Below are 26110 nucleotides of genomic sequence, written 5' to 3'. Positions count from 1 at the left end.
GTTCCGGGTGCGCGAGTCGCCCGGATTCCGCGGGTGACTCGCGCTCAGGCCAGCGTCCCGGCGCGGCGGCCGAACACCGCTCCCGAGGTCAGGCCGGTGCCGCCGGGGTAGTTGCCGCTGAACAGGCCACCGAGCATCTCGCCGCAGACGAACAGGCCGGGCACGGGCACCCCGGCATCGTCCAGGACGCGGCCACAGGTGTCGGCGCGCAGGCCGCCGAAGGTGAACGTGATGCCGCACGTCACCGGGAACGCGTAGTACGGCGGCGTCTCCAGCGGGCTCGCCCAGTTGGACTTGGGGGGCTCGACCCGGGCCGCCCGCCCGTCCTTGACGGCGAGGTCGAGCGGGACGCCGCGGTCGATCCCGGCGTTGAACCCGTCCACCGTGCGGCGCAGTGCGGCCGGGTCCACGTCGATCCCGGCGGCCAGCTCCTCGACCGTCTGCCCGACGACGACCGACACCCCGGGCATGTCGTACTCCTCGGTCCGCAGCCGGGACCGCGTGGTGGCGTCGAAGAGCTGGAAGGCGAGCCCGCCGGGCTGGGCGAGGATCCGGGCGCCGTACTCGGCGTAGGTGTAGTTGCGGAAGTCGGCGCCCTCGTCGAGGAAGCGCTCCCCGTTGCCGTTCACGACGATGCCGAGCGGGTAGCCGCCCCGGGTCAGCTGGTTGGTCAGCTCCCGGTTGCTCTCGTTGCCGGGGAACCACGCGTCCCACGCCACGCTGTGGCAGGTGGTCCAGTCGCCGTGGGTGGCGGCGCCCGCGGCGATCGCGGCGGTGAGCATGTCACCGGTGTTGAGCGGGGTGCCCCGCACCTTGGCCCGTTCCCAGCCCGCGCCGAGGTGTTCCCGGCGCAGCCGGGGGTCGGCCTCGAACCCGCCGGCGGCCAGGACGACCGACCCGGCACGCACCGTGCCGCTCGCGCCCGCCGTGTCGGTCCACGTGACGCCGCGGACCGCCCCGGCGTCGCGCACCAGGTCCCCGGCGCGCACGCCGTACCGGATCTCGACGCCGGCCTTCTCCGCCGCCTGCGTGTGCTGCTCGACGAGGCCCTTGCCCCCGCCCGTGCTCCCCAGCGCCAGCCCGCCCCAGAAGACCTGGCGGCCCTGCGCGTCGGGGTAGGCCTGGCGCTCGTACATCAGCCGGAAGCGCAGTCCCTTCCCGTGCAGCCACCGCACGGTGTCCTGGCTCTCGGTGATCAGCACCGCGGTGAGGGCGGGGTCGTTGCGGCCGCGGGTGACCGTGGACATGTCGGCGGCGAACGCCTCGGGCGGGTAGGGCGGGAGCACCGTGACCGCGTGCCGGTCGTCGTCGTCGAGCAGGTCGGCGACCTCGGCGAGCCCGTGGTGCGCGATCCGCACCGCGCCTGCCGTGTAGTAGCTGTTGCCGCCCGCCGTGGCGGGGTCGCCCTTCTCCAGCAGCAGCACCCGCCTGCCCCGCTCGGCGGCGGCGTGTGCCGCGCTGAACCCGGCGTTCCCCCCGCCCACGACGACGACGTCGACGGACTCGTCGGTTTCCGACACCGCTGTCCCACCCCCGTGTTCGCCCACCACCACTTGTCCCCGGGTCGCCATCACTGTATGCAACTGTCGACCATGCGTGACGAATGCGGCACCCGACCCGGTGTCGGACATTCGGGCGCCGGTGCCAGGCACGAGTGAGGAACGGTGGATGGAGCGACGACGCTCGACGGCCGCGGCCGACGACCAGGGTGAGCCGGGTGCGGGCCGCGCCGGTCCGCGCCGCCGCTGGTACCGCTTCGCCCCGCTCGCGGTGGCCGCCGTGGTGACGGGCGCGGTGGTGGTCACCGCTCCGGTGGACACCGCGGGCTCGGGAGGCTCCGCACTGCGGGACGTGATCGGCGAGCGCCAGCTGCGGATCATGGCTCCGGCCGCTCCCGGTGGGGGCTGGGACCAGACCTCGCGCGAGATGCAGGGTGCGTTGCGGGAGCTCGTCGGGCGCACCGAGGTCTACAACGTGGCCGGGGCGGGCGGCACGATCGGGCTGAGCCAGTTCGTGCGGCGCACCGCTGACCCGACCGAGCTGATGACCACCGGGCTGATCATGGTCGGGGCGGTGGAGGCCAACGGCTCCCCGCACTCGCTCGCCGACACCACGCCGCTGGTCCGGCTCACCACCGACTACCAGGTGGTGGTGGTCGCGGCGGGCTCGCCGCTCACCGACGTGGCCGGCCTGGTGAGTGCGATGCGCGCCGACATCGCGGCCGTGTCGATCTCGGGCGGGTCGGCGGGAGGCGCCGAGCAGATCCTCGCCGGCCTGCTGGCGAAGGCCGTCGGAGCCGACCCGGCGAAGGTCAGCTACGTGGCGCACTCGGGTGGTGGGGAGGCCCTCACGACCCTGTTGTCCGGTCGCTCGACGATCGGCGTCTCCGGGGTCTCCGAGCTGCAGTCCCAGATCGAGGCGGGCACGGTGCGCGCCCTCGCGGTGTCGAGCCCGGAGCGGCTGCCCGGGTTGCCCGACGTGCCGACGCTGCGCGAGAGCGGCGTGGACGTGGAGCTGCAGAACTGGCGCGGCGTCGTCGCGCCCGCCGGCATCAGCCCGGAGCAGGAGCAGGCGCTGGAGGGACTGCTGGTGGACATGACCCGCACCGACGCCTGGCGGGAGGCGCTCGACCGCCGCGGCTGGGGGGACGCGACGCTCGCCGGCCCGGAGTTCGAGGAGTTCGTCCGGACCGAACAGGACCGGGTGTCACGGGTGCTCGACGAGATCGGACTGGGATGAGCGACGCAACGACCAGCCGGGAGACCGCGCAGCCGGCTCCCGACCCGACGCCCCCCGCGCCGGGGAGCGTGGACCGCGGCACCGTGCTCGCGTCCGCGGCCTTCGGCGCGCTCATGCTGGTGGCCGCCGTGCTCGTGATCGTGGACGCGGTGCGGCTGCCGGACACCACGGCCGTGGTGGGACCGGCCGCGGTGCCACTGCCGGTCGGGGTGCTCCTCGGCGCCGTCGGCGCCGGCCTGCTGGTGGACTCCCGCCTCAAGCTCCGGGTGGCGGTGAGCGGTCCCCCGTGGCAGTCCCGGGCGGGGCTGCGCGTGCTCGCGCTGGTCGCGGCGCTGGTGGCGTTCGCCCTGCTGCTCCCGCTGCTGGGCTACGTCGTGACGGCGACGGCGTTGTTCGTGGCGGCGGCCCTGCTGCTGGGGGCTCCCCACGGCTGGCAGGTCGTGGCGTACGGGTGGGCGCTGGCCGCCACCGTCTTCCTGGTCTTCGACCGGCTGATCGGGCTCACCCTGCCCGCCGGTCCGTGGGGGTTCTGAGGTGGACCAGCTCGGGCTCCTCCTCGAGGGATTCGCCGGCGCGCTGACGCCGGAGCACCTGATGTGGGCGCTGATCGGCGTGACCATCGGGACCGCGGTCGGGGTGCTTCCCGGCATCGGCCCGGCACTGACGGTCGCGTTGCTGCTGCCCATCACGTTCCGGCTCGAGCCCTCCAGCGCGCTCATCCTGTTCGCCGGCATCTACTACGGCGGGATGTACGGCGGCTCGACCACGTCGATCCTGCTCAACACCCCGGGTGAGAGCGCGTCGATGATCTCCGCGCTGGAGGGCAACAAGATGGCGCGGGCCGGGCGGGCGGCGGCCGCCCTGTCCACCGCGGCGCTCGGCAGCTTCGTCGCCGGCACCATCGGCACGGTGGCGCTGACGTTCCTGGCGCCGGTCGTGGCCGACTTCGCGACGGGCTTCGGGCCACCGGAGTACGTGGCGCTGATGGCCGTGGCGTTCGTGACGGTGAGCGCGCTGCTCGGGCCCAACCTGCTCAAGGGCGTGGCCAGCCTGCTGGTCGGCGTGACGATCGGGCTGATCGGGATCGACTCGCAGACCGGCCAGCCCCGGCTGACCTTCGGCGTCGACGCGCTGCTGGACGGCATCGACGTCGTCATCGTCGTGGTCGCGCTCTTCGCGCTCAGCGAGGCCTTCGGACACCTGCTCACCGGCACCGGGCACTCCACCGTGCAGCCGCTGCGGGAGCGCCTGATGCTGTCCCGGTCGGACTTCCGCCGGTCCTGGCCCGCCTGGCTGCGCGGCACGGCGCTCGGGTTCCCCATCGGCAGCCTCCCCGCGGGCGGCGCCGAGGTGCCGACGTTCCTCAGCTACAGCGTCGAGAAGAAGCTGACCCGCCACCCCGAGGAGTTCGGCCACGGTGCCATCGAGGGCGTCGCCGGGCCGGAGTCGGCGAACAACGCCGCCGCGGCAGGCGTGCTCGTGCCGCTGCTGACGATCGGGCTGCCCACGTCGGCCACGGCCGCGGTGATCCTCACCGCGTTCCAGTCCTACGGGCTGCAGCCGGGCCCGCAGCTGTTCACCGAGTCCGGGCCGCTGGTCTGGACGCTGATCGCGAGCCTGTACGTCGGCAACGTCATGCTGCTGGTGCTCAACCTGCCGCTGGCCCGGGTGTGGGCGAGGCTGCTGCAGATCCCGGCGTACGGGATCTACGCCGGTGTGCTGGTGTTCGCCACCCTCGGGGCCTTCGCCGCGGGCGGCACCACCGTCGACCTGCTGGTGCTGTGCGGGCTGGGCCTGCTCGGGCTGCTGATGCGCCAGGCGGGAGTGCCGGTGGCACCCGCCGTGGTCGGGCTCATCCTCGGACCGATCGCCGAGCAGCAGCTGCGCCGGGCACTCACGCTGTCGGAGGGCGACCCGTCGATCCTCGTGTCGTCGCCGATCACGGTGTTCCTGTGGGTGGTGGTGGCACTGGCGCTGCTCATCCCGGTCGTGCTGCCGGTGGCCAGGAAGCGCCGCCGCGCGCTCGTCAACGTGGGTGACGGCGAGGAGAGCTGACGCGCAACGCCCGCGAGTCGCTAGGAGCGCGCTGAACAACTCGGATGGATCACCGCTCGCTACGAGCGGAGTTGTTCAGCACCCTCCTAGAACCGGTAGCGCAGGATCCGGCCGACGTCGCGGAAGCCCGGGAGCCGGGCGAGCACCCACATGCTCGCCCGGCCGGAGCGGGGGAGCTCCTCCACACCCGGCATGTCGACGCTGCGCAGCGCGTCGAGGCACTCCAGCCCGTCGTGCCAGCTCTCGAGCTCCCGCGGGTCGTCGATCGCCCAGTGCAGGGTGGCGCCCGAGTTGCGCACCGCAGGCACGAACCGCTGCAGCCGGATGCCCAGGGAGCCGTAGCAGTCGAAGAGCAACTGCCCCGTGGGGAACCGCCCGGTGATGCGCTCGACGAGCCGCCTGCCGTCCTGCTTGCGCAGGTACATGGTCAGACCCTCGAAGACCGCGACGGTGGGGCGGTCGGCGGGTACGTCGTCGAGCCACCCGTCGTCGGTCACGGACGCGCCGACCGTGCGGTAGTCACCCGCGGGTGCCGGCAGCAGGCGGTCGCGCACGGCGATCACCTCCGGGTGGTCGACGTCGACCCAGCGGACCGACGGCGGCAGGTCCAGCCGCTGCACCCGGGTGTCGAGCCCGCAGGCGAGGTGCAGCACCGTGGCGTGCGGGTGGGCGGCCAGGAACTGCGCGGTCCACCGGTCGAGCTGCCGGGCCCGCAGCGCGACGCCGGCCCCGGAGGTGGCGGTCATCCCGGTCCTGGCGAAGTCGTAGTCGATGCGCCGCACCGCGTCGTCGGCTGCCCGGTCGTGCAGGATCGGGTGCGGCGAGCGGCTGTCGAGGGCCCGGCCGTAGAGGGTGGCGAGCATCGTCTCCGGTGCGCCGGTGAGGATGATCTTCTCGCGGTCCGCCCCGGGCTCGATCATGCCGTGACGGTAGCCCAGATCCGGCTAATTCGACATACAGGAACTTCTGGGCCCGGATATAGCCCTCTGCGGGTTCCGCATATACCTTTCGCCCCGGATGGGTGGCTCCGGCCACACTGCGATGCGGCCCCGTGTTCTGCCGCCCGAGGGAGGACGCCAGGTGCAGCTGTCGACGACCGGCACCGCTGCGCCGGGGGAGCCAGCGGTGGCCCCGCCCCCGGCACGGCGTGGCGTCGCGCGGGAAGGTTCCCGGCTGCGCACCGCGGATCTGGGGCTGCGTCGCCTGGGTCTGGGCCTCGCCGGAGTGGTCGCGGTGGTCCTCCTGCTCGAGATCGTGGTCCGCGCCGGACTGCTGCCGCAGGCCTGGTTCCCGCCGCCGTCGGAGATCTTCCCCGACTTCGCCGGGCTCGTCACCACCGGTGAGCTGTTCGTCCCGCTCGGCCAGACGCTGCAGGGCTGGGTGCTCGGCATCCTCGCCGCCACCGTCGTCGCCGTCCCGCTGGGCGTGCTGATCGGGTCGCTGGAGCTCGCCCACCGGCTGACGCGCTTCATGCTCGAGTTCCTCCGGCCGATCCCGCCCGTCGCGCTCATCCCCGCCGCCGTGCTGATCTTCGGGTCGAACCTCGACATGAAGGTCTTCCTGATCGCCTTCGGCACCTTCTGGCCGGTGCTGCTGCAGACGGTCTACGGCGTCCACGACGTCGACCCGACCGCGCGCGACACCGCCCGGTCCTACGGGCTCGCGCCGCGGGCGGTGCTGCTGCGGGTCACGCTGCCCAGCGCGCTGCCCTACATCGCCACCGGCCTGCGGATCGCGTCCGCGATCGGGCTCATCCTCGCCGTCACGAGCGAGATCGTGGTCGGCGTGCCGGGCATCGGCGTCCGGATCACCGACGCCCAGTCCGCGGGCGGCGCCGAGGCCCTCATGTACGCCTGGATCCTCGCCGCCGGCCTGCTCGGGTGGGTGCTCAACGGCGCTCTCCAGATGGCCGAGCGGCGGCTCCTGCACTGGCACCCGTCCTTCCGCCCCGGAGGTGGCCGGTGATCCGCAACCGCATCACGGACTGGGCGCTCGCGCTCGTCCTGCCCGTCCTGCTGCTCGTGGCCTACGACGGCTGGGCGCGCACGGCCGACGACTTCTTCTTCCCGCCGCTGTCGGAGATCGGCGGCACCTTCGCCGACGAGTGGCTCTTCACCCGCATCCCCACCGACCTGCTCCCCAGCCTCGTCAGGATGCTCGCGGGCTTCGCGCTCGCCGTCCTCATCGGTGTCGCACTCGGCACGCTGCTCGGGTTCTCCCGGACGCTGTCGACGGCGCTGGACCCGGTGCTGCAGTTCCTCAGGGCGCTCCCGCCGCCCGCGCTGATCCCGGTCTCGCTGCTGGTGTTCGGCGCGGGCGACAGCGCCAAGGTCTTCCTGATCGCGCTCGGCGCGGTGTGGCCGGTGCTGCTCAACACCGTGGACGGGGTGCGTGGGGTCGACCGCACCGCGCTGGACATGGCCCGCTCGTACCGGGTGCCTGCGCACGCGCGGCTCACCCGGCTGGTCCTGCCGGCCGCGCTGCCGCGGATCTTCGCGGGCGCGCGCACCGCGCTGGGCATCGCGATCATCCTCATGGTGGTCAGCGAGCTGATCGGGGCCGACAACGGCGTCGGGTACGTCGTGCAGCTCGCGCAGCGCGGGTTCGACATCCCGGAGATGTGGGCGGGCACCGTGCTGCTCGGCCTGCTCGGGTTCAGTGCCAACGCGCTGTTCGTCGCGGTCGAGAGACGCGTCCTGCACTGGCACCTCGCCATCTCCGGAAGGGCGACCACCGGCCGGGCGAGCAGCGCACCGCGCCGTCGCTCCCGACGCACCACCCCGAACCCGACGGAGGCAGCCGGTGCTCGACGTCCGTGACCTGACCAAGACCTACGACCCGGCGGGCACGCCGGCGATGGTCGACCTGACGTTCACCGTGGGCGAGCGCGAGTTCGTCTGCATCGTCGGGTCGTCGGGCTGCGGCAAGACGACGATGCTGCGCTGCCTGTCCGGCCTGGTCGCCCCGACGTCCGGCACCGTGACGCTCGACGGCGTGCCGGTCGACGGGCCGCCGAAGGACATGGCGTTCGTCTTCCAGGACTACAGCCGCTCCCTGCTGCCGTGGATGACCGTCGCCGGGAACGTGGGCTTCCCGCTGCCCTACAAGGGCCTGTCGAAGGCGCAGGTCGCCGCGGCCACGGCCGAGGCGCTGGCCGCCGTCGGTCTCGCCGACCGCGGCGACAGCTACCCGTGGCAGCTCTCCGGCGGGATGCAGCAGCGCGTCGCCATCGCCAGGGCGCTGGCCTACCAGCCCCGCATCCTGCTGATGGACGAGCCGTTCGCCTCCGTCGACGCGCAGACCCGCGCCGACCTGGAGGACCTGCTGCTCGACATCTGGCGCCGCTACGACATCACGGTCCTGTTCGTCACCCACGACATCGACGAGGCCGTGTACCTCGCGCAGCGGGTGCTGGTGCTGCGCAGGCCCGCCCACGTGCACGAGGTCGTCGAGATCGACCTGCCGGCGGAGCGCGACCAGCTGGCCACCAAGCAGCTGCCGCGGTTCGGCGAGCTGCGCTCGCACGTCCTGTCGAGCCTCCGCGCGCCCGACCCGGCCGTCCTCCCCGGCTGATCCCTCCCTCCCGATCTCCCCGAAAGGCACCGATGAAGACCTGGTCACGCCTCGGCGTCGCCGTCGCCGCCGCGGCACTGCTCACCACCGCCTGTGGCGGCGGTTCCGGCTCGGCCCCGCAGGCGGGCGCGGACGGACTGACGACGCTGCGCATCGCGGAGACGGCGGGGGCACCGCTGAACTTCCTCACCTACGGCGACGAGCAGGGCCACTTCGCCAAGGCCGGGATCGACCTCGAGATCTCCTCGTCCAGCGGCGGGGCCACCGTGATCCCGCAGCTGGTGAGCGGCGACCTCGACGTCGCGGGCTCCAACGTCGTGTCCGGGATCATCGCGATCAGCCAGGGCCTGCCGATCCGGATGGTGGCCGCAGGCACCAGCACCGCCGACGACCCGGCCCAGGACTTCTCGGCGCTCATGGTCGCGCCGAGCAGCTCCGTGACGGGGATCGGCCAGCTCGCGGGGCAGAAGATCGCGGTCAACAGCCTGCGCAACATCAACGACATCGTGCTCGGGCACCAGCTGCAGCAAGCCGGGCTGAGCTACGACAGCGTGCAGTTCGTCGAGATCCCGTTCCCGGACATGGCGCCGGCGATCCAGCGCGGGGACGTGGCCGCCGGCATGCTCATCGAGCCGTTCATCACGGTGGCGGAGGGGCAGGGCCTGAAGATCATCGGCCGCCCGTACACCGACCTTCGGCCCGGCCTGCAGATCGGCACCTACCTCATGAGCGAGAAGCTGGTGGGCTCCGACCCCGAGCTGGTGACGAAGTTCCAGCAGGCCGTCAAGGCCACCGCCGACTCCATCGCCGCGGACCCGCAGTCGTTTCGCGCCGCACTTCCCAGGATCAGCCAGACCGATCCGGCACTGGCCGAGAAGGTGCGGATCAACCAGTGGCGGGGGACGACCGACCGGGAGTCGCTGGAGCTGGTGATGGGGCTGATGGTGGACTACAAGCTGGTCGACGCCCCGGTCGACCTCGACCAGGCGGTGGTGGGCTAGGTCAGTGGGGTGAGCGGAGCCGTTCGTGCACCAGCTCGGCCCCGCGCAGCACGGCCGGGGCGAGCGCCCGGATCGCCTCGGCGCTGCCCATCCGGCTGCTCGGGGCCGCGACGCCGAGCCCGGCCAGCGGCTGCCCGACGGTGTCGCGCAGTGCCACGGCCACCGCGCACACCCCGTCGGCGCTCTCCTCCCAGTTCAGGGCGTAGCCCTGGCCGCGGATGCGGGACAGCTCGGCCTGCAGGACCGCGCGGCTGGTGAGCGCCGCCCCGGTGGTGGCGGGCGGCAGCTCCTCGTGGGGGTAGCGGCGGTCCAGCTCGGCGGCCGACAGCCCGGCGAGGATCGCCTTGCCGACGGCCGAGGCGTGCGCGGGCCGGACCACGCCGGTGCGGTTGCCCACCCGGACCGACCGCGGGCTCTCCACGCAGTCGACGAACCGGATCGACGTACCCTCCAGCACGGCCAGGCTCACCGTCTCCTGGGTCTGTTCCCGCACGTCCTCCAGCACGGGCCGGGCGACGCGGCGGATGTCGATGCGGCTGACCGCGGCCAGGCCGATCTCCACCAGCGCGGGCCCGGGCCGGTAGGCGCCGTTGGGCCGGTCCTGCATCACGAACCCGCGCCGGCGCAGGGCGGTGAGCAGCCGGTGCGCGGTGGAGCGGGCGACGCCCAGCAGGTCGGCCGCCTCGGCCACCCGCAACGCCTGGCGCTCACCGATCAGCTCGAGAAGCCACAAGGCGTTGTCCACCGAGGTGGTCGGCGTCCCATGGTCGGCCGGCCTGTTGTTCGACATGCAGGAACAATAGCCAACCGCCTTCTCTCAGAACGGAATGGATGTCTAGCCTCAGGGCCATGATCTGGGATCCCGCCACTGCCGCGCCGGTGAGCCCCGAGCGTCCGGTCGTCGTCGTCGGCGGCGGTCCGGTGGGAATGACCGCCGCCGCCGCGCTGGCCGCCGAGGGTCTGCCCGTCGCACTGGTGGAGCTCTCGCCCGAGCCGCGTCCGGACTGGCGGGCCAGCACGTTCCACGCCGCCACCCTGGAGCTCCTCGAGACGATCGGGATCACCGACCGGATGCACGCCGAGGGGCTGGTCGTCCCCACCTACCAGTTCCGGGACCGCCGCGACGGGCTGATCGCCCAGTTCGACTTCCGCCTGCTGGCCGACGAGACCCGGTTCCCCTACCGGCTGCAGCTCAACCAGCAGCATCTCGTCCGGATGCTCGCCGAGCGGCTCCAGCGCGACGAGCGCGTCCGGCTGCTCTTCGGCACCCGGTTGACGGGCCTGGACATCACCGCGGACGGGGCGCGGCTGCGGCTGTCCTCCCCGGCGGGGGAGCGTGAGCTCCTGGCCTCGTACGTGATCGGCGCGGACGGGCCACGCAGCACCGTCCGTGGCGAGCTGGGCGTCGGCTTCGAGGGCTTCACCTACCCCGAGCGCTTCGCGATCACGAGCACGTCGGTCGACCTGCAGGAGCTGCTGCCCGACCTGGGTCACGTCAACTACGTCGCCGACCCGCAGGAGTGGCTGTTCATCCTGCGGACGCCGGAGTCGTGGCGCGTGGTGTGGCCGGTGCCGGAGGACCTCTCCGCCGACGAGGCGAGCGCACCGGAGCGGCTGCAGAGCCAGCTGCAGCGGGTGGCGCCCTACGAGCCCGGCTACCCCGTGATCGACCACCAGCTCTACAACGTCCACCAGCGGGTTGCCGCGGCCTTCCGCGTGGGTCCGGTGCTGCTGGCCGGGGACGCGGCCCACATCAACTCGCCCGTCGGCGGGGTCGGGCTCAACTCGGGGATCCACGACGCGATGGACGCCGCGCGCCGGCTCGGCCGGATCGCCGCGGCCGCCGGGCACGGCCTGCCGGACCGCGGTGTCGACATCGAGGCCGAGCTGGCCACCTACGACCGCGTCCGGCGCACGGTGGCGGTGGAGTACGTCCAGGCCGACACCCAGCGCAACACCGACCGCCTGCGCGAAACGGACGAGGCCGTCCGGCGCAGCCACCAGGACGACATGCGGGCAATTGCCGCCGACCCCGAGCGGGCACGGGCCTACATTCGGCGGGTGTCCCTCCTCGAGAGCGTGCAGCGCTTCGGGGTCGGCACGCCACCTGCAGAGCTGGAACTGGAGGAAGCCAGATGACCGTCAACCCGGTCGAGACGGACGCGGCACTCGAGGAGTTCTACAGCGACCTGTCCGCGGTCGACCTCGCCCCGTTGTGGACCATCACCGAACAGCTGCTCACCCCGACCCCCCGGCCGAGGGCCGTTCCCTGGCTGTGGTCGGCGGCGACGATGAAGCCGCTGGCCCGCCGCGCCATCCAGCTCGTGCCCGTGGAGCGCGGCGGCGAGCGGCGGGTGCTCAGCCTGCAGAACCCCGGTCTCTCCGGCCTGCCCTACGCCGCCGGCACGCTCTGGGGCGCGCTGCAGTGCCTCGGCCCGCGGGAGGTCGCGCCCGCGCACCGCCACTCGCCCGGGGCGATCCGGTTCGTGCTGGAGGGCGAGGGCGTCTTCACCACTGTCAACGGCGACGCCTGCGACATGCACCCCGGCGACCTGGTGCTCACCCCGTCGATGAACTGGCACGACCACGTCAACGCAGGCGACGGGGAGATGTTCTGGTTCGACGGCCTGGACCTGCCGATGGTGTCGGCCCTCGACAGCATCTTCTTCGAGTCCTACCCCGGGCCCGGGGAGAGCCAGCCGGAGCCCGCCGAGCACAACGTGTCGGAACGGGTGCACGCCGGCGGCGTCCGCTACACCGACGGTGCCGTCTCCGACGTGCTGAGCCCGCAGCACTCGAAGCTCATGATCTACCGCTGGGCCGACACCGTCGCCGAGCTCGACCGCCTGACCGCGGCGTCGGAGGACCCGCTGCTGTCGGTGGAGTACACCGACCCGGAGTCCGGGGCGAGCGTCATGCCCACGATGTCGTGTGCGGCCTACCGGGTGCGGGCCCGCGCCCACAGCCTTCCGGTGCGCCGCACCGGCAACTCGGTGCACGTCGTGTTCAGCGGCCACGGTTCCAGCGTGATCGACGGCCGGCGCTTCGACTGGGGGCCCGGCGACATGTTCGTGGTGCCGTCCTGGTCGGCCGTCGAGCACTTCGTCGACACCGAGCACTTCGCCGAGGGGACCGAGGAACACGCCGAGGTGTTCGTCGTCTCCGACGCACCGGTGCTTCGCGCGCTGGGCCTGTACCGCGAGCAGACGCTGACTGCTCCCCAACCGGTGACCGACCTCTTCTCCCCCCGCTGACTCCTGGAGCGTTCGTGAAGCTCGCGCTGTTCGACGACTACCGGCTCGGTGTCGTCCGGTCCTCCCCGGACGGTGACGTGATCGTCGACGTCACCGCCGCACTGCCCGGCCCGCACGACCCCGACCCGGTGACGGCCGGCTGGTGGCGGGGCCTCGCCCGCGACTTCGACGAGCTCTCCGGGGCGTTGCGCGCCGCGGCGGAGGACGGCCGGGCCCGGCCCGTCTCCGAGGTGGTGCTGCACGCGCCCGTGCTCGGCCCGTCCAAGGTGATCGCCGCGGCGAGCAACTACGGCGAGCACGTCGCCGAGATGCACGTCGTGCAGGAGCGCACCCTCGGTCGCGTCGAGGCCTGGATGATGGACTTCGACGTCTTCCTCAAGGCGCCGTCGTCGATCGTCGGGCCGGGCGGGCGGATCGTGCTCCCGCGCGACGTCGTGGCCGCCGGCCACGAGGTGCACCACGAGTCGGAGCTGGTCGTGGTGATCGGCCGGGGTGGCAAGGACATCCCGGTCGAGAAGGCGATGGACGCGGTCCTCGGGTTCACCGCGGGCCTGGACATCACGGTCCGCAGCGCCGCGGACCGCTCCCGCCGCAAGAGCTACGACGGGTTCAGCCCGCTCGGCCCGTACCTCGTCACCACCGACGAGCTCGGCGACGGTTCGGACCTCGACATCCGCCTCACGTCCGGCGGCACGGTCCGCCAGTCGGTGAACACCCGGGACATGCTCACCCCGGTGCCGGCGATCGTCGCCTACGCCTCCTCGGTGATGACCCTGCTGCCGGGCGACGTGCTCTTCACCGGAGCCCCGCCCGGGGTCGGCCCCATCACCGCCGGCGAGCAGCTGGAGATGTCGATCAGCGGGATCGGGGCGATGACGGTGACGGTGGCCTGAGGGTCCGCCGCCTCACCTCCGCCCGGGTGCATCCGGGCCGAGCCACATGTCGGCCTGGTGGCGGGTTCCGTAGTCCGGGTGCGGGAACACGTCGTGGACGTAGGGCGCGAGGATCGACTGACCGTCGTAGACGTAGAGCGGCACCGGGTTCGACACGTTCTCGACGATGTAGCGCTGGATGTCGAGCAGCGCCTGCAGGCGGGCGGCGGGATCGAGGATCCCGCGCTGCTCGGTGATCATCCGGTCGAGCCCGGGGTCGGTGATCCCGTACCAGTTGCGGGCACCGGTGGAGAGCCACTCGCTGCTGAGGTACTCGTCGGCCGCGAGCATCGGTGTCTGCAGGCCGAAGCCCATCGCGTAGTTCTTCCCGGCGAAGCTCTCCGTGAAGTACGTGGCGTAGTCCTGGACGTCGAGCTCGACCTGGATGCCGACCTCCGCGAGATCCTGCTGGGCCCACTGCGCCTCGCGGACGATGGTCTCGCCGTAGCCGTCGGTGAGGATCATGCGCGTGCTGAACCCGGTGGGGAACCCGGCCTCGGCGAGCAGTTGTCGCGCCCGCTGCGGGTCGTGCGGCTGCAGCTGAGCGCTCTCCGCCGAGGGCAGTCCGCCAAACAAGGTGGGGGTAACCGGCCCGGTGAGGTCGCCGCCGGATCGGATCGCCGAGAGCATCCCCTCCCGGTCGATCGCGAGCGCGACGGCCCGCCGCACCCGGGGGTCGTCGAACGGCTCGGTCTCCTGGTTCATGAAGATCCGCACCTGGGACAGGCCCTTCTCCTCGCGGAGCACGAGCTCGGGGTCCTGCTGCAGCAGCCGGTCGATCTGGGCCTTGTCCGACGACAGAGCGCTGAGGAAGTCGATCTGGCCGGTGCGCAGCGCGGCGATGGCTGAGGCCTGGTCCGGCACGATCGAGACGTGCACGCCCGCCATGTGCGGCGTGCCCTCCCGGTAGTAGTGCGGGTTCGCCGTCAGCACGCGTTCCCGGTCGCGCACCCACCGCTCCAGCACGAACGGACCGGTGCCGATCGCCGTGGTGGAGACGTCGAACTCCCCGCGGGTGGCCTCGCACGGCAGGATCCACATGAAGTGGTTGGCCATGTTGGTGTCGAACTCCGCATACGGCCCGTCCAGCCGGAAGACGACGGTGTAGGGGTCGGGCGCGCTGATGTCCTGCACCATGCTGATGAGATTGACCTGGTGGCCCGGCAGCTGCCGGATCCGCTGCATCGTGCAGAGCACGTCGTCCGCGGTGAGCTCGCGGCCGTTCACCGGGGGCTTGTCGTGGAAGCGCACGCCGTGGCGCAGGTGGAACGTCCACGTGCGGCCGTCGTCCGTGGGTTCCCAGCTCTCGGCGAGGTCGCCCTCCAGCTGCGGCGAGCCGTAGGGAATGTCCGGTCCGGTGTCGAAGTCGACGAGCTTGCTGTAGGTGGAGCCGATGGCGATGTGGGTGTTGTAGGACGACTGGGCGTGCGGGTCGAGCGAGCGGGCGTCCGAGGGCAGCGCGTAGCGGAAGATGCCGCCCTGCTGCGGCGGCCCCGCGTCCTGCTCGGCCGATCCGCCCGCCGGGGCGCGGCCCCCGGGTGCGGAGAAGCAGCCGGTGCCGAGCAGGGCCACGGCGACGAGCGTGACGATCAGCTGCAGTCGGGTCCTGCGCCGGACGCGTCGCATGGTGCGCTCCCTGCTGGTCAACGGATCTGCTTCGGGTCGAAGAAGTCACGCAACGCGTCGCCGAGGAGGTTGAAGGCGAGCACGGCGACGGTCAGGATCCCGCCGGGGAACACGACCATCCACGGGGCGATCTCCATGTACCGCGAACCCTCGCTGAGCATCGCGCCCCAGGACGGCGTCGGGGGTGGTGTTCCGATTCCCAGGAAGCTCAGCGCGGACTCGGCGATGATCACGATGGCGAACAGCAGGCTCGTCACCACCAGGAGCGGGGCGACCAGGTTGGGCAGCCCGTGCCGACGCAGGATCCGCCAGGTGCTGCACCCGCTGGCCCGCGCCGACTCGATGTAGAGCTCCTCACGGATGCGCAGCATCTCGCCGCGGGCCACGCGGTTGAACGAGGGGATCACGAGCAGGCTCAACGCGATCACCGTGTTGCGCACGCTCGGGCCGAGCAGGGCGGCGATGAACAGCAGCAGCACGATCCCGGGGATCGCCATGAGGGTGTCCATCACGCGCTGCAGCGCCGTGTCGAGCGGGCTGCCGCCGAAGTAGCCCGACGCCACCCCGATCGCGATACCGAGGGTGCCGCCCGCGGCGAGCGTGGCCACCGAGACCAGCAGCGAGGTGCGAGCCCCGTAGAGCACCCGGCTGAAGATGTCGCGGCCGAGGTCGTCGGTGCCCATGAGGAACTGCGCGCTCGGGGGCTGCTGGAAGAACTCCCGCTGCTGCGCCACCGGGTCGAAGGGCGCGAGCACCGGGGCCAGCATCGCGGCGAGCACGAACAGCGCGATGAGCACCATCGCGACCGCGCCCAGCGGCTGCGTGCGGACCAGGTGGCCCAGCCCTCGCCGCGCGGTTCGGCGCGCCACCGGCACCCGGCCCGCGACGATCTCGGTCATCCGACTCGCCTCCCGTTCCTACGCGTAGCGGATGCGCGGGTCGATCACGCCGTAGAGCAGGTCGACCACGAGGTTCACCAGCACGAACACGGCGCCGTAGACCACGACGCACCCCAGCACGACGGGGTAGTCCCGCAGCTGCACCGACTCGAAGATCAGCATGCCCATGCCGGGGATCCCGAAGATCGACTCCAGGATCACGGTGCCGCCGAGAATCGCCCCCACCTGGAGGCCGACCAGCGTGAACACCGGTACCAGCGAGTTGCGCACGGCGTGGGTGAACACCCGGGCCTCGGACGCGCCCTTGGCCCGGACCGTGCGGACGAAGGGGGAGCGCAGCACCTCCAGCAACGACGAGCGCAGCATCCGCGCGATCGCGGCCATGCCCGCCACCCCGAGCGCGATCGCGGGCAGTGCCATGTGGACGAGGTTGCTCCCGAGGTCCTCGGCCGGCGTCCGGTAGACCAGCGGGGGTGACCAGCCGAACCACAGCGCCAGGTAGGTCACCAGCAGCAGGCCGAGCCAGAAGTTCGGGATCGAGATCCCCGCCACCGAGACGACCCGCAGGCCCTGGTCCAGCCAGCTGTTCTGCCGCACGGCCGAGAGCAGCCCCAGTGGAATGCCGGCGAGGACGCTCACCAGTATCGCCATCACGCCCAGCTGCAGGGTGATCGGCAGCCGTTCCGCGATCAGGGCGGTGACCGGTTCCTGGCTCTGGAACGAGGTGCCGAAGTCGCCGCGGGCCGCGTCGGTGACGAACGTGCCCAGCTGCGTCAGCAGTGGCTGGTCCAGGCCGAGCTGCGCGGCCAGCGCCGCCACCTGTTCCTCGCTGACGCCCGGGGCGTCGGCCAGCTGCAGCCGCACCGCGTCGCCGGGGATGAGCCGCAGCGTCAGGAACACGAAGACGGTGACGAGCGCGACCACGAGCACGCCGTAGAGCGCACGCCGGAGCACGTACTCAGCCACGGGGCGCCTCCCCACCGAGCAGGTGGCACGCCGCAAGGCGTCCTGGTCCCGCGGCGACCGGTTCCGGCGCGGTGGTGCGGCAGGTGTCGAACGCCGACGGGCAGCGGGTGTGGAAGCGGCACCCGGGCGGGGGCGCGCTCGGGCTCGGTATCTCCCCGCGCACGACCTGCCGCCCCCGCGTGCGGGCCACCGTGGGGTTGGCGCTGGCGATGGCGGCCGCGAGCGAGCGGGTGTAGGGGTGGCGCGGGTCGGTCAGCAGCTCGTCGGCGGGTCCCTGCTCCACGATCTCGCCCAGGTACATCACGCAGATCCGGTCCGAGACGTAACGGACGACGTTGAGGTCGTGGGCGATGAACAGGTAGGACAGGCCGAGCTCGCGCTGTAGCGAGCGCAGCAGGTTGAGCACCTGGGCCTGCACCGACACGTCGAGCGCGCTCACCGCCTCGTCGCAGACCAGCAACCGGGGGTCGGTGGCCAGCGCCCGTGCGATGCCGATGCGCTGCGCCTGGCCTCCCGAGAACTGGTGGGGGTACTTGTCCAGGTCGCTCGCCGAGAGCCCGACCAGCTCGAGCAGTTCGGCCGCGCGCCGGCGGTTCGCCCGCCGGTCCGTCATGCCCTGGGCCTCCAGCGGCTCGCAGACCACCGCGAGGACCGTCATCCGCGGGTCGAACGAGCTCACCGGGTCCTGGAAGACGATCTGCATGCGGCGCCGCAGCGGCATGAGCTCGCGGGCGCGCAGCCCGGTGAGTTCGCGGCCCTCGAACCGGATGCTCCCGCTCGTCGGGTCGAGCAGCCGCAGCACCAGCCGGGCCACCGTCGACTTCCCGGACCCGGACTCCCCGACGAGGCCGACGGTCTCGCCCGCCCGCACCGTGAACGACACGCCGTCGACCGCGCGGACGTGGCCCACGGTGCGGCGCAGCAGCCCGCGGGTGATCGGGAAATGCTTCACCAGGTCGCGCACCGCGAGCACGTCCTGGTCGGTGGCGGGCCCGGGTACCGGCGCTCGTTCGGCGGTGGAGGACATCAGGCGCTCTCGCGTCCGACCGCCACCACCGCGGCCGCACCCCGGGCGTCGCGCTGGAGCAGGCACCGGCTCGTCCGGCCCCCGCTCAGCTCGTACAGCTCGGGCACGGTGCTCGCGCACTCGTCCCATGCGTGGGGGCAGCGCGGGTGGAACCGGCATCCGGTCGGTGTCTCGTGCAGGCTCGGGACGGCGCCGGGGATGGCGGCGAGGGGAAGCGACTTGTCAGTGGTGGGCGTGGGGACGGCCGCGAGCAGCGCCGCGCTGTAGGGGTGGCGCGGATCGCCGAGCACCTGCGCGGTGGGGCCCTGCTCGACCACCTGACCGGCGTAGAAGACCACCACCCAGTCCGCCGTCTCGGCCACGACGCCCATGTCGTGGGTGACGAGCAGCAGCGCAGTGCTGTACTCCCGCTGCACGGTACGCAGCACCTCGAGGACCTGCGCCTCGATGGTGACGTCCAGTGCGGTGGTGGGCTCGTCGGCGATGAGGAGGCGCGGCGAGCAGGCGAGCGCCATCGCGATCATGACCCGCTGACGCTGTCCGCCGGACAGCTGGTGCGGGTAGGCGTCGATGCGGCTGCGTGCGTCGGGGATGCCCACCTGGTCGAGCAGCTCGACCGCGCGCTCCCGGGCGGCCCGCTTCGAGATCCGCCGGTGCAGGCGGATGGCCTCGACGACCTGATGGCCCACCGAGTACAGCGGGTCCAGCGAGGTCATCGGATCCTGGAAGATCATGGCGATCTCGTCGCCGCGGATCCTGCGCATTCCCCGCCCGTCCAGCTCGGCGAGGTCGCGGCCGTCCCACAGCACGCGCCCCCCGCTGATCCGGCCGCCGTCGAGCAGCCGCAGCACGGCCAGCGCGGTGACGCTCTTGCCCGACCCGGACTCGCCGACCACGGCGACCGTCTGGTTGGCGGCCACGGCGAAGCTGACGCCGCTGACCGCCTCGACGGTGCCGGACGCGGTGGGGAACTCGACCCGGAGTTCCTCGATCTGCAGCAGGGGTTCGGGGTTCACGTCGGAGTCCACACAGCCTCCTCGTTGGGGCTCGGTGCGCTCGTCGGCCATCGGATCGTGGTTAGAACCAGGCTCTAGAACTTCATCAGAGCGTGATACGTGCCCATGTCCGTGTCAAGGTCCGTTACGTCTGGATCGAGGGCTTGACAGGTCCGGTGGCGCTCGACGACCCTCTGGTCTAGAACTGGATTCCAGAATGAGCCTCGGAGGGTGAGATGATCGACTTCTCGCTTGGCGACGAGGAGCGGCAGATCCGCGACACGATCCGAACCTTCGTGGAGCGTGAGGTGATGCCGCTCGAGGACGAGGTGCTGCGCAACGAGCGTGCCGGCCTGCCGGGGCTGGAGCCGGGGGTGCTGCGCGAGCTGCAGGAGAAGGCGAAGCGGGCCGGCTTCTGGGGGATCAACACCCCCGAGGAGTACGGCGGCATCGCACTCGGGGCGGTGATGAGCGCGATCCTTGCGATGGAGGTGGGCCGCACCTTCGTGCCGTTCAGCTTCGGGGGCTCCGCGGACAACATCCTCTACGGCGCCGACGAGGAGCAGAAGAAGATCTATCTGCTCCCGACGATCGCGGGGGAGCGGCGCTCCTGCTTCGCGATCACGGAGCCGGGGGCGGGCTCGGACGCCCGCAACATCCGCACCCGGGCCACCCGCAGCGGTGCGGACTGGGTGATCAACGGCGAGAAGACGTTCATCACCGGCGGCAACGAGGCCGACTTCTGCATGGTGTTCGCGGTGACCGACCGGGAGAAGGGTGCCGACGGCGGAATCACCTGCTTCCTCGTCGACCGGGACATGGGCTGGAAGTCCTCCCCGATCCCGACGATGGGGCAGTGGGGCCCGGCTGCGCTGAGCTTCCAGGACGTGCGGGTGCCGGCGGCCAACGTGCTCGGCGAGGTCGGCAGGGGCTTCGACCTTGCCATGCGCTGGATCGGGCAGGGCCGCTTCATGATCCCGGCGCGCGCAGTGGGTGCCGCGGAGCGGCTGCTCGGGATGGCGATCGACTACGCCAACATCCGGGAGTCGATGGGCCACAAGATCGCCGACTACCAGGCGATCCAGTGGCAGATCGCCGACTCGCAGGTGGAGATCGAGGCCACCAAGTGGCTCACGCTGTACGCGGCGTGGCGGGTGAGCCGCGGGCTCGACCCCCGACACGCCTCGTCGATCGCGAAGCTGCACGGCGCCACGACGGCCAACAACGTGGTCGACCGGGTGCTGCAGATCCACGGCGGCATGGGCTACACGAAGGAACTGCCCATCGAGCGGTGGTACCGCGAGCTGCGGCTGCTGCGGATCTTCGAGGGCACCGACGAGATACAGCGCCGCACCATCGCCCGCAACCTGCTGAAGGGCCACGTGCGGCTCGGCGGCATCGGGGACTGAGCGCCGGTCGCCGAGGCGCTTCGGTCAGACGGGCGTCTCGGAGAACAGGTCGGCCTCGATGACCGTGCGCATCCGGGCGAGTACGTCCATCATCGCCTCGACCATCTGCTTGGCCTCCTTGGCCGAGCGGGCCGAGGCGATCTCCCGGCGCGCCTCACCGGTGAAGCTCGTGAGCAGGGCGACGAGCACGCGGTTGACCGGCCGGTTGTCGACCCGCAACAGGCGGAAGTTCGACTTCACCCATTCCTTGCCGCTCTGTCGCAGCAGTCGCTGGAAACCGGGCGGGGTGTCGCCGTCGTGGATGAGCTTCACCAGGTCACGGTTGGGCCAGGTGGCGTGCAGGTACGCCCGCGCCCCCGCCTCGAAGAGCTCGAACGGGTCGGTGGTGCCGGCCTCCTTCGCGGCCGCGACGGCGCTGGCGGCGACGGCGTGCTGCTCGTCCCGGTACCGCTCCCACAGCGCGGTGAACAGCTCGCTCTTGCCCCCGAAGTGGTGGTACAGGCTGCCGACGCTCGACCCCGCCCTCTCGACGACGTCGGAGACGCTCGCCTCGGCGAACCCGCGCTGCGCGAACACGAACCGCGCGGCGTCCAGAAGCTGGATGCGCGTCTGCTCGGTGCTGCCCCACTGCCGACCGGCGCTGCGACCACGGCCGACGTTCTGCGTTGTCACGGCGCCTCCTCAGTCTTCCCCGGCCGTCCGGGTGCTGTCGCGGAAGACTGATCGTGCCAGCATGCCGGGCACACGCGGGTCCGACCCGTCCTACCCGGCCGGCCGGAAGATCGGTACGGAGGTGTGGTCGTGGTCCTCCCAGTGGAGTTCCACCCGCTGCCCCACGTGCACGGTACCGGGTTCGGCATCGATCTCGGTGAGGATGCGGAAGCCCTCGTCGAGATCGACGTAGGCCACCGTGTAGGGCGTGTGGGCACGGAAGAACGGATGGCCGTGCTGGCGCACCACGGTGAACGTGTAGACGGTGCCGAGCCCGGCCGAGTCCAGGGTCACCAGGTCGGGGTCGTCGTGACCGCGGGGGTAGAACACGACCTCGCCGGTGTCGCTTCGGCGCTGGTAGGTGAGCCGGTGCTCGGCGCACGCCCGCCAGAACGGGCCCGTGTCGGCCTCGTCCGGCACCGGCAGCGGGCGTGCGGGTGCGGTGTCGGCGGTGGCGACCACGATGATCAGTCCCTTCCGAGGACGACGGTGGCGGCGGAGTGGCGCGTGCCGAGCTGCCCCCCGTTGCCGTGGGCGACGGCCAGCCGGGCGCCGTCCACCTGGGAGGTCGACTCGCCGCGCAGCTGCCGGGTGGCCTCGATCAGCAGGAAGATCCCGCGCATCCCCGGGTGGTTGGACGACAGCCCGCCGCCGTCCGTGTTGAGCGCCGGTGCGCCCGGCCGGTCCCACCGCAGCCTGCCGCCCTCGACGTAGGAGCCACCCTCGCCCTTCTTGGCGAACCCGAGGTCCTCCAGCAGCGTCAGCACGGTGATGGTGAACGAGTCGTAGATCATCGCGATGTCGACGTCGTCCGGCCGGACGCCCGCCTGGGCGAAGGCGGGTGGGCCGGAGAGCGCTCCTGCGCTCGTGGTGAGGTCGCGCGCGTTGCCCGGGTAGCCCACCGCCTCACCGCTGCCGAGGATCCAGACGGGAGGCTTGCGGATCCCGGCAGCGACGTCCTCGCCCACGATCACGACGGCGCCGCCGCCGTCGGAGACGATGCAGCACTCCAGCAGGCGCAACGGGTCGGCCACCAGCCGCGAGCCCAGAACGTCGTCGACGGTGAGCTCCCCGACGTTCTTGATCCCGATGTCCCGCAGCCCGGCGACGGCCTCCGGGTTGCGCAGGGCGTGTGCCCTGGTGGTCACGGCGATCTCGGCCAGCTGCTCGGGTGTGGTGCCGTACTCGTGCATGTGCCGCTGGGCCACCAGGGCGTAGTTCCCGATGAGCGGGAGCCCGTAGGGGATTTCCATGTTCGTGCCGGGCACCGGGTCCGGCGTGGCGCGCCCCCCGGTACCGATCGCCCTGGCCTCGCTCTTGGCGGTGGAACCGTAGGTCAGCAACGCCACGTTCGCGCGGCCTGCGGCGATGTCACGGGCCGCATGGGCGGCGTGGAACTCGTAGGAGCTGCCGCCCAGCGACGTCGTGTCGATCACCCTCGGCTCGATGCCGAGGTGCTCGGCCACCGTGATGCCCGACATCGGGCCGGTCTCGCCGGCGTCGTAGAGCGCGTCGACGTCCGCGAACCCCAGCCCGGCGTCCTCCAGTGCCCGCGCGGCGGAGTCGGCCTTGAGCTGCAGCTTGCTGCGGCCGGGGGCCCGGCGCAGCGGGTGCTCGTGAACTCCGGCGATCGCCGCTCGTCGCGGTGCCATGGCTGTCTCCTTCGCCGTCTGCCGGCCTGGGTCCCGTCAGCGCAGCCGGAACCGGCCGCGGTCGATGACGACGGTGCCGTCGGTGGTGCTCGTGCGGAACAGCGCGTCGTCCGGCCCGCCGTCCCCCGTCCAGATCGAGACGACGAGCTCCTGCCCGGGCAGCACCGGTCTGCTGAAACGCGCCGACATGCCACCGAACCGCTTCGGGTCGCCACTGCACACGGCGTGCAGCAGCGCCCGGCCGGTGAAGCCATACGTGCAGAGCCCGTGCAGGATCGGCCGGTCGAAGCCGCCGCGTGCGGCGAACGCGGGGTCGGAGTGCAGGGGGTTGCGGTCGCCGGAGAGCCGGTAGAGCAACGCCTGGTCCGGCCGCGTGCGGTACCGCACCTGCGCGTCGGGCTCGCGGTCGGGAAGGGTCCACGGGTCGCTGCGCCCCGGCTCCCGGCCGAAGCCGCCCTCGCCGCGGATGAACAGGCCGCCGCGCGTGGTGACCAGCGGTCGCCCGTCGAGTACCGCGGTGTTCTCGGTGGTCACGAGCGCGCCGCTGCCCTTGTCCTGGATCCCGGTGACCCGCGAGGTGACCTGGACCGCCGCGGCGACGGGCAGCGGTGCGTGCAGCTCGAACGACTGCTCGGCGTGCACCAGCTTCGCCGGGTCGAAGTCACCGAGCCGGCGACCGGTGCGGGCCGCGGCCACGAGCACACCGAAGGTCGGGAGCACCTGCTGCTGGATCCCGGCGGTGTTCTCCGTGGTGAACTGGAGCTCGGTGGTCGGATCGCCTGCGCCGGCCCCGACGCCCAGCGCATAGAGGAGCGCGTCCGTGGCGTCCCATGACCGGTCGGCCGGCTCGGACGCGACCCCGACGAGGCTGTGGTCCAGTGCCATCGCACCTCCCGCGGGCGAAGTTGGAACACGATTCTAGGACAAGCCTCAGTGTCGCCGCGGGCCCTTGTCAAGACCGTTGACAGCCATCGAACGGTGGGCTCTCATAGAAGAATCCAATTCTAGGATGAAGGTTCACGACTGGCCTCCAGGTGAGACGGGCGGGGGAACCGGTATGGCACAGGCCGATCACGTCGCGGTGCTCGACGAAGGGCCCGACGGCGAGCAGCACGACCGGGCACGCAGGATGCTGGCAGCGCCTGAGCGCCTCCGGTCCTTCTTCGCTCCACGCAGCATCGCCCTCGTCGGAGCGTCGGACGGATCCGGCTGGGCGCGGTTCATCATGGAGAGCCTGCAGACGGCGGGTTTCGCCGGGCCGTTGCGGCTCGTCCACCCCGTCCGCGCCGAGGTGTTCGGGCGCCCCACCGTGCCGAGCCTGCGTGCCCTTGACGAGAACGTCGACCTCGCGTTCGTGCTGGCGCCGACCCACGCCGTCGAGGGCGTGCTGGAGGATGCCGCCACTGCCGGGATCCACAACCTCGTGGTGCTGGCCTCCGGGTACGGCGACGGCGGTGGCGAGGAGGGTCGCGAGCGCGAACGGCGGCTCGTCGAGCGCGCCGTGGAGCTCGACCTCACCCTGCTCGGTCCCAACTGCCTGGGTTTCGTGAACGCGTCGGCCGCCGTCGCGCCCTTCGGCCTGCACATCGCGCCACCCCTGCGCAGGGGCCACGTGGGCGTCGTCCTGCAGAGCGGTGCGCTCACCAGCAACGTCCTGGCGTTCGCCAGGGCACACGGGATCGGGATCAGCCTGCTCACCTCGATGGGCAACGAAGCGGTGATCACGGCGGCCGACGTGCTGGAGCACCTCATCACCGACGAGGACACCCGTGTGATCGGCCTGTTCCTCGAGACGATCCGCGACCCGCAGCGGTTCGCGGCGCTGGCCCTGCGGGCGCTTCAGGTCGGCAAGCCGATCGTCGCGCTCAAGGTCGGACGCAGCCCGGCTGGGCAGCTCGCGGCGCTGGCCCACACCGGCGCCGTGGCCGGTGACGATGCCGTGGTCGCGGCGGCGTTGCGCCAGTTCGGCGTGATCCGGGTGGACAGTCTGGAGGAACTGCTGATCACCGCGGGCCTGCTCGGCTCGGGCCAGGTGCCGGCGGGACGCCGGATGGGCGTGGTCACCGCATCAGGAGGGGCCTGCGACATCATCGCCGACCGCTCCGCGGACGAGGGCGTGGAGATCGTCGAGTTCAGCGAGCCAACCACCGCGCGGCTGCGCGAGGTGCTGCCGTCGTTCGCCGCCGCGCGCAACCCGCTGGACGTCACCGGGATCATCCTGGCCGACCGCACCTCGGCCGAGGCCAACCTCGGCGACGCCGCACTCACCGCCGTGACCGCCGACCCCCACCTCGACTTCGTGCTCAACCTGGTCAGCCTGCCCGCGGCCATGCCTCCCGACCCGTCGATTCCCGAGCGCCGGATCGCCGACATCGCCGCGACGATCGAGCGCTCACCGATCCCGGTGGTGAACTTCTCGGCCACCTGCAGCGACCTCTCCGAGTTCGGCGGCTCCCTGCTCGACCGCCACGACCTGCACGTCGTCGGGGGGATCGAGTTCGGGCTCACCGCCGTGGGGCACGCGATCCGGTGGAACGAGGTACGGCAGGACCGCGCCTCCCGCCCGGCGGCCGCACCGGCGCCCGCTCCGCGCGTCGCATCGGACGACCTGCCCGGCGGGGCGTGGTCCGAGGCACGGGCCCGCGACCTCCTGGCCGCGGCAGGCGTGCCGGTGGTGCCCGCCGAGCTCGTGGCCGACGCGGACGCCGCCGTCGCTGCCGCCGAGCTCCTGGGCTACCCGGTGGTGCTGAAGGTCTGCTCCGCCGCCATCGCCCACAAGTCCGACGTCGGGGGCGTAGCGCTGGGTCTCGGTGATGCCGACGCCGTCCGGGCCGCCTTCGCCCGGGTGATCGCGGCCGGGCGCACCGTCACCGATGACGTCGAGGGCGTGCTGGTGAGCCCGATGCGCACCGGCGGTACGGAGCTCTTCGTCGGAGTCACGGTGGACGCGTCCTTCGGGCCGGTCCTCGCCGTCGGCCTCGGCGGGGTGTTCATCGAGGTGCTGCGCGACGTCAGCCTGCGGGTTCTGCCCGTCGACCCCACAGAGGTGGTGCGCATGCTCGGTGAGCTGCGCGGTGCGCCGGTGCTGGCCGGCGCGCGCGGGACGGTTCCCGTGGACCTGCAGGCCGTGGCCGAGGTGGCGACCAGGGTCGCCGAGTGTGCCCGGTCGCTGGGCCCGGCCCTGCAGGTGCTGGAGATCAACCCGCTCCGGGTGGACGGGTCGGACGTCGAGGCCCTCGACGTGCTCGTGGTGACCGGGCCCAGCTGATCG

The 26110-nt window shown here is 72.1% G+C and carries 24 protein-coding genes; 12 read left to right on the top strand and 12 right to left on the bottom strand.

Annotated features, from left to right (window positions below):
• Positions 1 to 44: 44 nt before the first annotated feature.
• A complete protein-coding gene (gene tcuA, locus ACQPZA_RS21400; protein ID WP_433273102.1) occupies positions 45 to 1520 on the bottom strand; it encodes an FAD-dependent tricarballylate dehydrogenase TcuA in 1476 nt (491 codons plus the stop codon).
• A gap of 148 nt (positions 1521 to 1668) precedes the next feature.
• Between tcuA and ACQPZA_RS21395 the strand changes: the two genes are divergently transcribed.
• From ACQPZA_RS21395 to ACQPZA_RS21385, 3 genes are read left to right on the top strand one after another with little or no spacing between them, the layout of a single operon-like run.
• A complete protein-coding gene (locus tag ACQPZA_RS21395) occupies positions 1669 to 2739 on the top strand; it encodes a Bug family tripartite tricarboxylate transporter substrate binding protein (protein WP_169396414.1) in 1071 nt (356 codons plus the stop codon).
• A complete protein-coding gene (locus ACQPZA_RS21390) occupies positions 2736 to 3272 on the top strand; it encodes a tripartite tricarboxylate transporter TctB family protein (RefSeq protein WP_433273100.1) in 537 nt (178 codons plus the stop codon). Before ACQPZA_RS21395 ends, ACQPZA_RS21390 begins: the two co-directional genes overlap by 4 nt.
• 1 nt (position 3273) lies before the next feature.
• On the top strand, positions 3274 to 4794 hold the full coding sequence (locus ACQPZA_RS21385; protein ID WP_312859140.1) for a tripartite tricarboxylate transporter permease: 1521 nt from the start codon (positions 3274 to 3276) through the stop codon (positions 4792 to 4794).
• Between the two features lie 86 nt (positions 4795 to 4880).
• Here the strand turns inward: ACQPZA_RS21385 and ACQPZA_RS21380 are convergent, their stop codons facing one another.
• Positions 4881 to 5714, bottom strand: coding sequence for a class I SAM-dependent methyltransferase (locus tag ACQPZA_RS21380; RefSeq protein ID WP_169396412.1), 834 nt, complete (start codon positions 5712 to 5714; stop codon positions 4881 to 4883).
• Between the two features lie 160 nt (positions 5715 to 5874).
• Here ACQPZA_RS21380 and ACQPZA_RS21375 point away from each other — a divergent pair, with 160 nt between their 5' ends.
• The 4 genes from ACQPZA_RS21375 to ACQPZA_RS21360 are packed head-to-tail and all read left to right on the top strand — an operon-like array spanning position 5875 to position 9368.
• On the top strand, positions 5875 to 6759 hold the full coding sequence (locus tag ACQPZA_RS21375; protein ID WP_433273096.1) for an ABC transporter permease: 885 nt from the start codon (positions 5875 to 5877) through the stop codon (positions 6757 to 6759).
• Positions 6756 to 7613: an ABC transporter permease gene (locus ACQPZA_RS21370; RefSeq protein WP_312859138.1), complete on the top strand. Its 858-nt coding sequence runs from the start codon at positions 6756 to 6758 to the stop codon at positions 7611 to 7613. The genes ACQPZA_RS21375 and ACQPZA_RS21370 overlap by 4 nt, the downstream gene beginning before the upstream one ends.
• Positions 7597 to 8367, top strand: a complete 771-nt coding sequence (locus ACQPZA_RS21365) for an ABC transporter ATP-binding protein (protein ID WP_433273094.1) — start codon at positions 7597 to 7599, stop codon at positions 8365 to 8367. Before ACQPZA_RS21370 ends, ACQPZA_RS21365 begins: the two co-directional genes overlap by 17 nt.
• Positions 8368 to 8399: 32 nt before the next feature.
• On the top strand, positions 8400 to 9368 hold the full coding sequence (locus tag ACQPZA_RS21360; protein ID WP_433273092.1) for an ABC transporter substrate-binding protein: 969 nt from the start codon (positions 8400 to 8402) through the stop codon (positions 9366 to 9368).
• Position 9369: 1 nt separating this feature from the next.
• On the opposite strand, the gene ACQPZA_RS21355 is transcribed toward ACQPZA_RS21360, so the two are convergent.
• Complete coding sequence (locus ACQPZA_RS21355; RefSeq protein WP_169396410.1) at positions 9370 to 10158, bottom strand: IclR family transcriptional regulator; 789 nt, start codon at positions 10156 to 10158, stop codon at positions 9370 to 9372.
• 59 nt (positions 10159 to 10217) lie between these two features.
• Between ACQPZA_RS21355 and ACQPZA_RS21350 the strand changes: the two genes are divergently transcribed.
• Genes ACQPZA_RS21350 through ACQPZA_RS21340 form a run of 3 tightly spaced genes read left to right on the top strand, consistent with a single transcriptional unit; the run spans position 10218 to position 13515 of the window.
• Complete coding sequence (locus tag ACQPZA_RS21350) at positions 10218 to 11507, top strand: FAD-dependent oxidoreductase (protein ID WP_433273089.1); 1290 nt, start codon at positions 10218 to 10220, stop codon at positions 11505 to 11507.
• Positions 11504 to 12622: a cupin domain-containing protein gene (locus tag ACQPZA_RS21345; protein WP_169396408.1), complete on the top strand. Its 1119-nt coding sequence runs from the start codon at positions 11504 to 11506 to the stop codon at positions 12620 to 12622. Before ACQPZA_RS21350 ends, ACQPZA_RS21345 begins: the two co-directional genes overlap by 4 nt.
• A gap of 14 nt (positions 12623 to 12636) precedes the next feature.
• The gene (locus tag ACQPZA_RS21340) at positions 12637 to 13515 is read left to right on the top strand and encodes a fumarylacetoacetate hydrolase family protein (protein ID WP_433273087.1); all 879 of its coding nucleotides are present in this window, start codon (positions 12637 to 12639) and stop codon (positions 13513 to 13515) included.
• Positions 13516 to 13527: 12 nt separating this feature from the next.
• On the opposite strand, the gene ACQPZA_RS21335 is transcribed toward ACQPZA_RS21340, so the two are convergent.
• From ACQPZA_RS21335 to ACQPZA_RS21315, 5 genes are read right to left on the bottom strand one after another with little or no spacing between them, the layout of a single operon-like run.
• A complete protein-coding gene (locus tag ACQPZA_RS21335) occupies positions 13528 to 15180 on the bottom strand; it encodes an ABC transporter substrate-binding protein (protein ID WP_433273085.1) in 1653 nt (550 codons plus the stop codon).
• A gap of 17 nt (positions 15181 to 15197) precedes the next feature.
• Complete coding sequence (locus ACQPZA_RS21330; RefSeq protein WP_433273083.1) at positions 15198 to 16079, bottom strand: ABC transporter permease; 882 nt, start codon at positions 16077 to 16079, stop codon at positions 15198 to 15200.
• 18 nt (positions 16080 to 16097) lie between these two features.
• Entirely contained in the window at positions 16098 to 17045 is a 948-nt protein-coding gene (locus ACQPZA_RS21325) for an ABC transporter permease (protein ID WP_433273081.1), read from the bottom strand.
• A complete protein-coding gene (locus tag ACQPZA_RS21320) occupies positions 17038 to 18072 on the bottom strand; it encodes an ABC transporter ATP-binding protein (protein WP_433273079.1) in 1035 nt (344 codons plus the stop codon). Before ACQPZA_RS21320 ends, ACQPZA_RS21325 begins: the two co-directional genes overlap by 8 nt.
• Positions 18072 to 19100 carry an ABC transporter ATP-binding protein gene (locus tag ACQPZA_RS21315; protein WP_433273076.1) on the bottom strand — a complete coding sequence of 343 codons (1029 nt, stop codon included), beginning with the start codon at positions 19098 to 19100 and terminating at the stop codon, positions 18072 to 18074. Before ACQPZA_RS21315 ends, ACQPZA_RS21320 begins: the two co-directional genes overlap by 1 nt.
• 206 nt (positions 19101 to 19306) lie before the next feature.
• Here ACQPZA_RS21315 and ACQPZA_RS21310 point away from each other — a divergent pair, with 206 nt between their 5' ends.
• The gene (locus ACQPZA_RS21310) at positions 19307 to 20476 is read left to right on the top strand and encodes an acyl-CoA dehydrogenase family protein (RefSeq protein WP_433282917.1); all 1170 of its coding nucleotides are present in this window, start codon (positions 19307 to 19309) and stop codon (positions 20474 to 20476) included.
• A gap of 24 nt (positions 20477 to 20500) precedes the next feature.
• Here the strand turns inward: ACQPZA_RS21310 and ACQPZA_RS21305 are convergent, their stop codons facing one another.
• The 4 genes from ACQPZA_RS21305 to ACQPZA_RS21290 form a co-directional block, all read right to left on the bottom strand.
• Positions 20501 to 21148 carry a TetR/AcrR family transcriptional regulator gene (locus ACQPZA_RS21305; protein ID WP_433273074.1) on the bottom strand — a complete coding sequence of 216 codons (648 nt, stop codon included), beginning with the start codon at positions 21146 to 21148 and terminating at the stop codon, positions 20501 to 20503.
• Positions 21149 to 21238: 90 nt separating this feature from the next.
• Positions 21239 to 21649: a Zn-ribbon domain-containing OB-fold protein gene (locus ACQPZA_RS21300; RefSeq protein ID WP_433273072.1), complete on the bottom strand. Its 411-nt coding sequence runs from the start codon at positions 21647 to 21649 to the stop codon at positions 21239 to 21241.
• Positions 21650 to 21654: 5 nt separating this feature from the next.
• Complete coding sequence (locus ACQPZA_RS21295) at positions 21655 to 22839, bottom strand: thiolase C-terminal domain-containing protein (protein ID WP_433273070.1); 1185 nt, start codon at positions 22837 to 22839, stop codon at positions 21655 to 21657.
• Between the two features lie 36 nt (positions 22840 to 22875).
• Positions 22876 to 23724, bottom strand: a complete 849-nt coding sequence (locus ACQPZA_RS21290) for a MaoC/PaaZ C-terminal domain-containing protein (protein ID WP_433273068.1) — start codon at positions 23722 to 23724, stop codon at positions 22876 to 22878.
• Between the two features lie 172 nt (positions 23725 to 23896).
• Between ACQPZA_RS21290 and ACQPZA_RS21285 the strand changes: the two genes are divergently transcribed.
• A complete protein-coding gene (locus tag ACQPZA_RS21285; RefSeq protein WP_433273066.1) occupies positions 23897 to 26107 on the top strand; it encodes an acetate--CoA ligase family protein in 2211 nt (736 codons plus the stop codon).
• Positions 26108 to 26110: the final 3 nt, after the last annotated feature.

The organism is Pseudonocardia xinjiangensis (genome assembly GCF_050948425.1).
In the GTDB taxonomy this organism is placed as follows: domain Bacteria; phylum Actinomycetota; class Actinomycetes; order Mycobacteriales; family Pseudonocardiaceae; genus Pseudonocardia; species Pseudonocardia xinjiangensis.
Note: the sequence above shows the minus strand (reverse complement) of the source record. Positions and strands in the feature narration are given on the sequence as shown.

What these genes read in the sequence shown, in the direction of transcription:
- ACQPZA_RS21395 (WP_169396414.1), top strand. Translation starts at nt 1,669, where the DNA reads ATGGAGCGACGACGCTCGACGGCCGCGGCCGACGACCAGGGTGAGCCG.
- ACQPZA_RS21390 (WP_433273100.1), top strand. Translation starts at nt 2,736, where the DNA reads ATGAGCGACGCAACGACCAGCCGGGAGACCGCGCAGCCGGCTCCCGAC.
- ACQPZA_RS21380 (WP_169396412.1), bottom strand. Translation starts at nt 5,714, where the DNA reads ATGATCGAGCCCGGGGCGGACCGCGAGAAGATCATCCTCACCGGCGCA.
- ACQPZA_RS21360 (WP_433273092.1), top strand. Translation starts at nt 8,400, where the DNA reads ATGAAGACCTGGTCACGCCTCGGCGTCGCCGTCGCCGCCGCGGCACTG.
- ACQPZA_RS21355 (WP_169396410.1), bottom strand. Translation starts at nt 10,158, where the DNA reads ATGTCGAACAACAGGCCGGCCGACCATGGGACGCCGACCACCTCGGTG.
- ACQPZA_RS21350 (WP_433273089.1), top strand. Translation starts at nt 10,218, where the DNA reads ATGATCTGGGATCCCGCCACTGCCGCGCCGGTGAGCCCCGAGCGTCCG.
- ACQPZA_RS21345 (WP_169396408.1), top strand. Translation starts at nt 11,504, where the DNA reads ATGACCGTCAACCCGGTCGAGACGGACGCGGCACTCGAGGAGTTCTAC.
- ACQPZA_RS21335 (WP_433273085.1), bottom strand. Translation starts at nt 15,180, where the DNA reads ATGCGACGCGTCCGGCGCAGGACCCGACTGCAGCTGATCGTCACGCTC.
- ACQPZA_RS21330 (WP_433273083.1), bottom strand. Translation starts at nt 16,079, where the DNA reads ATGACCGAGATCGTCGCGGGCCGGGTGCCGGTGGCGCGCCGAACCGCG.
- ACQPZA_RS21320 (WP_433273079.1), bottom strand. Translation starts at nt 18,072, where the DNA reads ATGTCCTCCACCGCCGAACGAGCGCCGGTACCCGGGCCCGCCACCGAC.
- ACQPZA_RS21295 (WP_433273070.1), bottom strand. Translation starts at nt 22,839, where the DNA reads ATGGCACCGCGACGAGCGGCGATCGCCGGAGTTCACGAGCACCCGCTG.
- ACQPZA_RS21290 (WP_433273068.1), bottom strand. Translation starts at nt 23,724, where the DNA reads ATGGCACTGGACCACAGCCTCGTCGGGGTCGCGTCCGAGCCGGCCGAC.
- ACQPZA_RS21285 (WP_433273066.1), top strand. Translation starts at nt 23,897, where the DNA reads ATGGCACAGGCCGATCACGTCGCGGTGCTCGACGAAGGGCCCGACGGC.